A 10,020-nucleotide genomic window follows, 5' to 3' on the forward strand; every position below is an offset into this window, starting at 1 on the left:
CTAGTATAAAGTATGAAAGGCGTACCTAAGCGGTAATCCTTTCACAGCTCATTTTAAATATGATCAGCAAAAAGTTGATATATCGTATATAGCATAATAACTTAAGGAAGGTCATTAAATGAAATTCATCGGTCTTATCGGTACCAATGCTACTATTTCCAATAATCGAATCTTACTCCAATACATGCAAAGTCACTTCGGTCCGCAACAGGACATTGAAATTTGTGAAATTAATCAATTACCTTTATTCAATGAGGATCTTGCCGAACCGACGCCGGCCAGTGTGACCGCCTTGGCCGCCAAGATCTCTGCAGCTGACGGCGTGATCATTGCCACACCAGAATATGATCATTCGATTCCCGCTGCACTTAAAAGTGTGCTAGAGTGGCTTTCTTGCAAGATCCATCCGTTGACCAACAAGCCGGTGATGATCATCGGTGGTTCATTAGGCCCTCAAGGTGCATCCCGCGCCCAACAACATTTACGGCAGATCCTTGATTCACCCGGTGTTGGTGCATTAGTTTTGCCAAGCAATGAATTTCTACTAGGCCACGTGCAAGCTGCTTTTGATGTACACCAACAATTAAAAGATCCCCAAACAGTTAGCTTCCTAGAACAATGCTTTACCCACTACCTTGATTTCACCAAAATGATCAATCAAAAATACGGCAAAACAGTGACCCAGGCAGCACCAACTGCTAAAATGACCTGGCAAGCTGCCTACGATGTGATCGTCATTGGCTTCGGGGCCGCTGGTGCCACTGCTGCCCGTTTTGCGGCTGATAATGGTGCTAAAGTCCTGTTGACCGACGCAGCGCCGGAAGGTCACGAAGGTGGCAACGTCCGCTATGCCGGTCAAGTTGTTGCCACTGGTGCCGACTATGATAAAATGTTGGCTTATTACAAGGCAATGCTTGGACCGATCGATTTAGACGCCGACCTTTTACAGACCTACGTTCACGGCATGGTCAACATGCGCCAGTACTTCAAGGATTATCTCGATGTCGCTCAACCAGTTAGCTACAACGATACCTACAAAAATGGTAGCCGTGGTGAAGTAGCCAAAGGTTTGGCCCCAGAGTATCCGGAGTACGAAGGTGCCACGACTTTTGACTTAACGACGGTCCACGAAGGCTTCTTCGATGCTGCCTTGTGGAAAAATCTCCGGCAACATGTAGTTGACCGTAATCAAAACATTGATGTTTGGTTAGCCGCTCCAGCGCAACATTTAATTCAGGACCCGGTTACAAAAGTGATCACCGGCGTTACGATCAAACGTAACGGTCAAAGCGTCAACATTCAAGCTAAAAACGGGGTTGTCTTGGCTTGTGGTGGTTTTGAAACCGACAAACAAGCGATCCAAGATTATTTAGGCGCACCCCATCTGGCACCGATCGGCACGTTATACAACCAAGGTGACGGTATTAAAATGGCCGAAGAAATTGGCGCTGATATGTGGCACATGAAGAGTTACGAAGGTTTAGGCATGCTCGCCGGTATGACCTTTGCCACTCAACCTGGTGAACGCGGTAAATTAATTTTAGCGCCTTGGCCGGATCTATACACTGGGAGTATTTTTGTGGTCGGTGACGATGGCAGTCGCTACTTCCGCGAAGATGAAGCTAACCGGCACGGTCGCCTATACGCCCACGGTACTTGGCGGATCCCAACAGCGCAAGATCATCCTTATTTGATTTTCGATCAAAAACAATATGATCAATTTAAGGCCGCAGAACCGCTACCTGACCCTGATTTCTTTAGTCGTGTGCTCAAGGCGGAGAGTTTCGCCGATTTAGCGGCTAAAATGCAACTAGACCCTGCTATTTTGCAACAGACTGTAACTGAGTTTAACCATTTTGCTGAAAATGGTGTCGACTACAGTCAGCATCGCGACACCGCAACCATGCGTGCTTTCGCTGCTGGGCCCTACTACGCCGTTAAATTAGAATCCGGTATGCTGAACACCCAAGGCGGTCCACGGCGTAATGCCCAAGCCGAGATCTTAAACACCAAGCAGCAACCAATTCCGCATTTATACGGTGCTGGTGAACTCGGCGGTGCCAACGCTAACCAATACGCTGGCGGCAGCAACCTAGCCGAGTGCTTGATCTTCGGTAAAATTGCTGGTGAAAATGCCGCGCAAGCTAAAGCAGCTACCAGCGCTGATCCCACGATCACCGTAAATACTAAACTTGATCTTGGTGGCAACGATCTAGGCCACGAAGATTCCTTGGCGGCTATCACGGTCGGCCCTAATCAATATTTAGGCGTCAGTGACGCCGGAATCGGCGGTCAAGTTGTCGTCCGGGTCACTTATGCTGCCGACAAAATCGAAAATATTGAAGTGGTCAAGCAAAGTGAAAGTGAAGATGTCGGCAAAGCAGCCGTTGACCAACTCCCTGCTAAAATGATCGCCGCTAATAGCTACGCTGTTGATGCTATTTCCGGTGCTTCAGCTTCCAGTAACGCACTTAAAAGTGCAGTTAAAAACGCTCTTGCTAAGGCAGTCAATGCCTAGCTAAGGTGATAATGCCAAAAGGCCCAGCAAGCGGATGATTGCTGGGCCTTTTTTTAGTTTAAACATAAAATTGACTGAAAACCTGGTCTAGATCCTGTGCTGCGGCGGTTAAAACTTCAGCAGCCGGCAATGTTGCCGTCCCCTGCGCGCGGGCAATGTAGAATTGGTCAAAACCCATGATCTCTTCGAACATTTTCTGCAAATAAAACCGCGAGAATTCCAGCGACGTATAGCGGTCGTCGTTGGTGTAGATCGAGCCGCTGGCCTGCAACAACAGCACTTTATAATTAGCCGTCATCAAGCCCACTGACCCATCGGCAGTATACTTAAACGTTTCCCGGGCGATCAAAATATTGTCCAAATAGTCTTTCAGCCGTGATGTGACGTTGAAATTGTGCAGCGGTGACACGATCACGATGCGCTGGTGAGCCTTGAATTGCGCCAGTAAGTCGGCTGAGGTTTGCGCCAACGCTGCCGCATCCGCCGCTAACGTTGGCTGGTTCCAAACTTTAAGTAGCTGGACTTCTTCGATCCGCGGAATTTGTGTAGCGTATAGATTTAAAATCGTCGGCGTGGCGCCAGGAAATTGAGCCGCAAATTTAGTCAGGAACATTTCCTGCAGCTTAGTGGAAAAATGGGCCTTGTTAGTTAAATCTGGTTGCGCGTTGATAATTAATGTTTGCATGTTAGAACCTCTCTACTTCACTTTTAAGGTAGTTAATTAGCAAAGAACGCTAATTAACTTCGATGTTACGGACGATGACCATTCTTGTGGCAAAAATCGTACCGCAAGAAACATGGCTTCTCGTTTGTTACAATGAGTATAAACAAAAAAGGCGCCAAAACATGGCACCTTTAGATCGGAGTTGCTATGAAAAAATCAGAACGCTTGAATCAGGAACTTATTTTTCTCAGCGCACAACACGTCTTTCAATTACGCGACTTGATGACCGAATTTAATATTTCCAAACGAACCGCGTTACGTGATATCGCCGAATTGGAAACGTTAGGCCTGCCGTTTTACGTAGAAAATGGCCGCCATGGTGGCTACCATTTGATCAGTCAGAAATTATTGACGCCGATTTATTTTAATAAAGAAGAGATCCGCGCCATCTTTTTTGCCTTAGAGGCGTTGAACTCGTTATCGAGTACCCCGTTTGAAAAGTCCTACCCGCAGATCCGCCAGAAATTATTGGCGACGATGCCAGCGGCGCAACAGGCCGACATCACTAAAGTGCTGGATGTGATCCATTATTACAACGTGGCGCCGATCAATGCGCCGGCGAACTTGGCAGCGATCACCCAGGCGATTTTGGAAAATAAAATCGTTGCTGTGACGTATACGCAATACACGCCGGTAAAAACGCAGCTACAGATCTATGAACTTTTTTACCGCAACGGCATCTGGTTCTGCAGCGCCTACGATCTGCAGCAAAAGCATTGGGGCACGTACCGCTGCGATTACATGACTGAATTGGCCATCGACCAGACCCAGACCGCCACTTATTCCCAGGCCGAATTAAGTCAGTTACAGCAAGACTACGAGCAGCACTACCACGATATTCCGTTTAAATGCCGCTTGACCCCCTTCGGCAAGGAACTCTTTTTGAAAAATAATTACCCGAACATGACCTTGAAGACGATCGAGCAAGTGCCGTACATCACCGGTAGCTACAATCAAGAGGAGCTGGCGTACATGACCCACTATCTGATCACATTCGGTGAGCACGTGACGATTGAATATCCAGCGCAACTCAAGGCCAGTTATTTGCAGCAATTGCGGACGATCATGGCCCGTTATCAGTAAAAAAAAGCGAGGCCGTGACATAAGTCATGACCTCGTCCCTATTTATTAAACCTTAATCTGAAACATGGACCCAAAACCGACTTTGGGCTCACGCTCACTCAAATTTATTTCAGTAAATATTTAGCATCAAATTCTGGATCTTGTGAAGTCAAAATTTTCGGCCCATCAGCGGTGATCACTAGTGTATGCTCGTACTGGCAGCTCAGTGAGCCGTCCTCAGTAGTTACCGTCCAACCGTCGGGCGCGGAACTGTCACAGCGCCAATCGCCAACATTGACCATTGGTTCGATGGTGATCGTCATGCCGGCCCGCAGGCGCAAACCTTTGCCGGCCTTGCCGTAACCGGGAACGTCCGGCGATTCGTGCATCGTCGGTTGAATGCCGTGACCGACGTATTCGCGGACGTCGCCGTAACCTTGCTCATCCTCAACATAAGTTTGGATCGCATGGCCGATATCACCGACGCGATTGCCGACAACCGCCTGATCGATACCGAGATACAGCGCCTTTTTCGTGACTGCCATCAGATTTTTGACTTCATCACTAACTTCGCCCACCGCGTAGGCCCAGCAAGAGTCGGACATGTAGCCGTCCACGGAAACCACGGTGTCAACTTTGACTAAGTCGCCGTCTTTCAATAGGACATCCTTGCGCGGAAAGCCGTGACAAACTTCATTGTTGATGCTGACACAAGTGGCGTATTCATAACCTTCGAAACCTTTTTCTTCTGGCTTAGCGTTATTTTCAGCCAAATAACGTAGCGCGAATTTTTCAATATCCCAGCTGGAAATACCAGGCTTGATAATTTTGCGTAAGCCGAGATGCATCCCAGCCAAAACGGCCCCGGATTTTTGCATCCCGCGAATTTCGCGAGCTGATTTTAATGTAATGAGTGACATTAGATGAAATCCTCCTATGGATTTAAATTAATTGATTTAAAATAGCCAAGCTAATCATTTACGATCAACTACTTATATTCCATTATAGCCGTTTTTTAACGCTAGTGGGGAACTGTGCCATTTGCACAGTGGTCTCATTATTTTATATTGTAACTACTTGACTTACAGTTAAAAAGTAATACAATGGGCTTGTTAAATAAAGTGCATGGAGGAAGAGTAATGACTAAAAACTTTGATTTTTTAATGCCCAGTGTAAACTTTTTTGGTCCTGGTGTGATTGAAAAAATTGGTGATCGTGTTAATGCGTTGAACATGCGTAAACCCTTGATCATAACGGATAATTTCTTGGCCGGTGTCGCTGATGGCCCTGTTGCCCAAACGCTCACTTCCTTGAAAAAAGCCCACGTTGAGTACGTCCTTTATACTGGTGTGGAACCTAATCCAAAAATTCACAATATTCAAGCGGCTAAAAAATTATATCAAGAAAATAAATGTGACAGTCTGATCACAATTGGCGGTGGCTCCGCTCACGATACTGGTAAAGGAACCGGCATTATTTTGACTAATGGTGATGATATTACCAAATTAGCCGGGATCGAAACCTTAAAAAATCCGCTACCACCATTGATCGCAGTCAATACCACTGCCGGAACAGGTTCCGAATTGACGCGCCATTGTGTGATCACTAACCAAGCTACCCATTTGAAATTTGTTATTGTTTCTTGGCGAAACGTTCCTTTAGTTTCATTCAATGATCCCATGTTACAACTGGATGTACCAGCTGCGCTAACTGCGGCAACGGGAATGGATGCCTTTGTTCAGGCCATTGAGCCATTTGTATCGACCAACGGAAATGCCATTACTGACGGTTTGTGTTTGCAGGCCATTAAATTGATCGAAGGTAGCCTACGCGAAGCTGTTGCCAACGGTCATAATATCCAAGCACGGACAGATATGGTCCAAGCAGAAATGTTAGCAGGTATGGCCTTCAACAACGCAGACCTTGGCTATGTTCACGCTATGGCCCATCAATTAGGTGGTCAGTACGACGCGCCGCATGGTGTCTGCTGCGCGCTGCTTTTGCCAGCTGTTGAACAATACAATATTGTCGCCTGTCCTGAGCGCTTCGCCAAACTAGCGCAGGCTATGGGTGAGAACACAACTGGCCTATCGACCCGCGATGCCGCGGAGTTGGCGATCAAGGCCATGCGGCAAATGTCCCGCGACGTTGGTATTCCCAGCAGTATTAAGGCGATCGGTGCCAAACCAGAAGATTTCGAACTCATGGCCACCAACGCTTTGAAAGATGGTAATGCCTTCTCTAATCCACGGAAAGGAACCAAAGCCGATATCATTAAGTTATTCCAAGCGGCTTACGATCAGGAGTAACGCCTTAACGCAATTAACGTTCATGATTGATCGTAAACGTTAATTGCTACCTATCACTTTATAAAAACAATAGATCACGCAACTGCCTGAATTCTAGTGGCTAATTGCGTGATCTGTTTTTCATAGTTCTATTTTTAAGCTTGTACTGCTGGTCTAAAGCGCTAAATAAAAGTTTAACCGTTGCTTTTAGAAAGTCTGTGTAGCAGTGCTTTCATTGTGAGCACAGCTGGAAAGCACTGGCACTTGTTCTTACTTCCGGCGACCAAAGAGTTGATTACAGACCTTAACTAAAGATCCGCGCCACGATTGCCGCAATATGAATCGCCGCTGGATTCAATAATGGCAAGGTGGCGGCCGTCGGTTTTAATAATAAAGGTAACTCAGTACAGCCCAACACGACGCCGTCAATCTGTTGTTCAGTCTGTAGTTGCGCAATAATCGCCAAAAAGTCTTGACGCGTAGTTGGCTTGACGATTCCATTTCCAGTTCCGTTACGATTTTATGATGTATAAATTGTTGCTGCTGCAAATTTGGTGTGACCACTTCAATACCAGCAGCACGGAACGCCTGTTTGAAAAAAGCATGCTGCATCGTAAATTCTGTTCCTAGTAGCCCTAACTTTTTCAAGCCGAGTTGTTGCGCTTGAGCACAACTAGCCGTCACCATGCTTAGCATTGGTACCGGCTGCTGAATTTGGTCGAACACAATGTGCGGTGTAATGCCGCACATGACCACAAAATCAGCGCCAGCGGCAGCCAATTGCTGGGCGGCCCGGGACAAGTAGTTGGCCACCGCAGTGTAATCTTCCTTTTCTAGCCAAGTAAACATTTGGTACATGTTGACGCTGTTGATCACTAATTCCGGCAACGTGGTTTGACTGCCGTATTGTTGCTGAAATTGCTGAATAATGTCATGATAATACATCATGGTTGCTTCCGGGCCTAAACCCCCGATAATCCCAACTTTTTGCATTTGCTCGCGACCTTTTTATGTATTTTTTCAGTAATAAAGTGATTTTGATTAGCGCTAATATCATTCAGTGTAACCAAATCAGTGAGCCGTGACAAGTGAATTAACTGACCGCACAGGCAGTCATTGATTTGTATTTATCCGTTTAGTTTTATACAATAAACATTACGACTAAACGCTTTAAAAGGGGGCCTTCAGTATGCGGCGGACGGCTATTATTATCACTATTTTGATCACCAGTCTTTTGCTTTTGTTAGGGCTACTGACGAAAACTCAAGCCGATGATCGCACTACCTATCTGACCCAATCAACGCACCCTAGTTTTTGGGTGCTATCTGATCCCCATTTTATCGCCCCTAGTTTACACGATAAGCGGACCGCCTTTAAACAGATCATTAAAACTGCGGCGGGTAAGGATCTAACTGACCAACCAGTTGCGCTTCATGCGTTAGTACAAACCGCTTTGAAAAAACACCCAACAGCAGTGATCATCACCGGCGACGTGACGTTCAACGGTGAATTAGCCAGCGCTAAAAGTTTGGCCCGGCGCTTACGCCCGCTGCAAAAAGCCGGTATCCACTTACTGATCATCCCTGGTAATCATGATATCTACGACGGTTGGGCCCGTAAATTTACTGGTGATCACCAGGCTACCACCACCCAAATTAGTCCTAGTGCGTGGCGGCAAATTTTTGCCGATGGCTACCGAAATGCTTGTGCTGTCGATAATGATTCGCTGAGCTACGCCGTTAATCTAAATAAGCGCTACCGGTTATTGCTGCTGGACGACAATACTTACCCCACCAGCACTTCTACCGTTGCGCCAAACACAGCCGGTAAACTCAAGCAAAGCACGCTGCTGTGGATCGAAGGTCAGCTACAAAGTGCTAAAGCAGCCGGCCAACAAACCTTGGTCTTCACCCACCATAATCTTTATGCACATTCAATGATGAAACAAGGTTGGGTCTTGGACAACGCGCCGGCTTTGCGCCGAATACTGAATCGCTACCACGTACCGCTGTTATTTTCCGGTCATATTCATGCACAGGATATTATGGCTGACCCAACTAAAAAATGTGCAACAACTGAGATCGTTAGCGGCAGTTTTTCCATGACCCCAGCCAGTTATGGCGTGGTAACGCTGACGCCGCACAAGCTACATTACCAAATACACCAGCTGCGGTTAACACCTTATCTCACGGCTAAGCAGCGCCACCAACCGTCACTAGTTCATTATCAGCAACACCTGAAAAAGTTATTCCAGCAAATGAACCTTAATATGGTGGGCCACCATATTAGAGCCAACCATGCGTTGACTAAACACCAAGCGAATACAGAAATCAATTTCTTGCTTAATGCTGACTGGCGCTTCGAAACTGGTAACGACTACACCACCCCGCGGCAACTAGCCAAACTGAAGCAAACAGCTGGTTACAAATTAGCGGCCCACGATTCACACCTCAGCGGCCCTTTAGGTACGTTAAACGGTGATCATAATTTGCCGGACCACCATTTGACGCTGCGGTATTAAAATACTGAGCTATAAAAAAGCTGGCACGACACAAACAATTGATTTGCGTCGCGCCAGTTTTGCTCACTACCGCGCACCAACTATTAATTCAGCATCGTTTTGATGCCCATCACGAATTTTAAAACAGTCGCGCCATGACCTTTAGTGATTTTTGTCATTAATTTAGGGGCGATGGCCGCACCGACTACCAACATGCAGACCAAAACGTAGGCAGAAGTGGCTGCGACGTTGATCATCGAAACCTCCCATCATTAATAGCCCTGCCATAACTGGAGCGCCAAAGGCTAGTGACAACCATTTTGACTGATTATATTTTTTATCTTTGCTAGGGCGGATCACGCCATAAACAATTTGAATACCTAAAATGATCAAGATCACATCAATAATGAGTGCGTACAGTTTAATTGAATAGAGGGTGCCACCAGCGTTTCGACCACAACGGCAGGCAAGGCGCCTAGCAGCATGGTGTTGCCTAAATAAATCGAACCGCCGCCACCTTCACCTTTCGAAAAGTGTCCAACTCACGAGGTAGACATTTATATAACACTTAAACTATAATTCTTTTAATAAGATATTATATAATCGGGTCGTCACGCTAGCGTGCCGCGGGGAGACGAAAATGAAAATTAATTATTTAGCAAAATGGGATAAAAATAGTCCTGAGTTAACATGGTCAGGAACAACATGGCATTTATACCACTATTTATCATTTCAGAATGACGTAAACCGAATTGATATAACAAAAACAAAATCTTTAGATATAATGCTTTTAACATTAATCCAAAAATTTGCAAATTTGTTTTTAAAAGGTAGATTGTAAAATTTAAGTTGAACATATTAGTGGACAGAAAAACCCGTAAAGGTCTTTAATGGTGTCACCACAACATTCCACTAGAAAGAAGGACCT

The 10,020-nt window shown here is 46.0% G+C and carries 10 protein-coding genes; 5 read left to right on the forward strand and 5 right to left on the reverse strand.

The window, feature by feature from the left end; all coding sequences use genetic code 11:
- Nucleotides 1–118: 118 nt before the first annotated feature.
- Nucleotides 119–2,518 carry an FAD-binding protein gene (locus FFM78_RS04015; protein WP_137637154.1) on the forward strand — a complete coding sequence of 800 codons (2,400 nt, stop codon included), beginning with the start codon at nt 119–121 and terminating at the stop codon, nt 2,516–2,518.
- Between the two features lie 58 nt (nt 2,519–2,576).
- Here FFM78_RS04015 and FFM78_RS04020 read toward each other — a convergent pair whose 3' ends face one another.
- Complete coding sequence (locus FFM78_RS04020) at nt 2,577–3,203, reverse strand: FMN-dependent NADH-azoreductase (RefSeq protein WP_137637155.1); 627 nt, start codon at nt 3,201–3,203, stop codon at nt 2,577–2,579.
- A gap of 186 nt (nt 3,204–3,389) precedes the next feature.
- On the opposite strand from FFM78_RS04020, the gene FFM78_RS04025 reads away from it, so the two are divergent.
- Complete coding sequence (locus FFM78_RS04025) at nt 3,390–4,325, forward strand: helix-turn-helix transcriptional regulator (protein ID WP_137637156.1); 936 nt, start codon at nt 3,390–3,392, stop codon at nt 4,323–4,325.
- 104 nt (nt 4,326–4,429) lie between these two features.
- Here FFM78_RS04025 and map read toward each other — a convergent pair whose 3' ends face one another.
- Entirely contained in the window at nt 4,430–5,224 is a 795-nt protein-coding gene (gene map, locus FFM78_RS04030) for a type I methionyl aminopeptidase (RefSeq protein ID WP_137637157.1), read from the reverse strand.
- Between the two features lie 219 nt (nt 5,225–5,443).
- Between map and FFM78_RS04035 the strand changes: the two genes are divergently transcribed.
- On the forward strand, nt 5,444–6,613 hold the full coding sequence (locus FFM78_RS04035; RefSeq protein ID WP_137637158.1) for an iron-containing alcohol dehydrogenase: 1,170 nt from the start codon (nt 5,444–5,446) through the stop codon (nt 6,611–6,613).
- 283 nt (nt 6,614–6,896) lie between these two features.
- Here the strand turns inward: FFM78_RS04035 and FFM78_RS14150 are convergent, their stop codons facing one another.
- Together FFM78_RS14150 and FFM78_RS04040 are read right to left on the reverse strand one after the other, a co-directional pair.
- Complete coding sequence (locus FFM78_RS14150; RefSeq protein ID WP_373280662.1) at nt 6,897–7,010, reverse strand: hypothetical protein; 114 nt, start codon at nt 7,008–7,010, stop codon at nt 6,897–6,899.
- Nucleotides 6,977–7,585, reverse strand: coding sequence for an aspartate/glutamate racemase family protein (locus FFM78_RS04040; protein ID WP_223877003.1), 609 nt, complete (start codon nt 7,583–7,585; stop codon nt 6,977–6,979). The genes FFM78_RS14150 and FFM78_RS04040 overlap by 34 nt, the downstream gene beginning before the upstream one ends.
- Before the next feature lie 196 nt (nt 7,586–7,781).
- Between FFM78_RS04040 and FFM78_RS04045 the strand changes: the two genes are divergently transcribed.
- On the forward strand, nt 7,782–9,113 hold the full coding sequence (locus FFM78_RS04045) for a metallophosphoesterase (protein WP_137637159.1): 1,332 nt from the start codon (nt 7,782–7,784) through the stop codon (nt 9,111–9,113).
- A gap of 83 nt (nt 9,114–9,196) precedes the next feature.
- Here FFM78_RS04045 and FFM78_RS13805 read toward each other — a convergent pair whose 3' ends face one another.
- Complete coding sequence (locus tag FFM78_RS13805) at nt 9,197–9,349, reverse strand: hypothetical protein (protein ID WP_171001831.1); 153 nt, start codon at nt 9,347–9,349, stop codon at nt 9,197–9,199.
- 383 nt (nt 9,350–9,732) lie between these two features.
- Between FFM78_RS13805 and FFM78_RS04050 the strand changes: the two genes are divergently transcribed.
- Complete coding sequence (locus tag FFM78_RS04050) at nt 9,733–9,933, forward strand: hypothetical protein (RefSeq protein ID WP_137637160.1); 201 nt, start codon at nt 9,733–9,735, stop codon at nt 9,931–9,933.
- Nucleotides 9,934–10,020 lie beyond the last annotated feature (87 nt).

Origin of the sequence: Loigolactobacillus binensis (assembly GCF_005405165.1) — a bacterium.
Taxonomy (GTDB): domain Bacteria; phylum Bacillota; class Bacilli; order Lactobacillales; family Lactobacillaceae; genus Loigolactobacillus; species Loigolactobacillus binensis.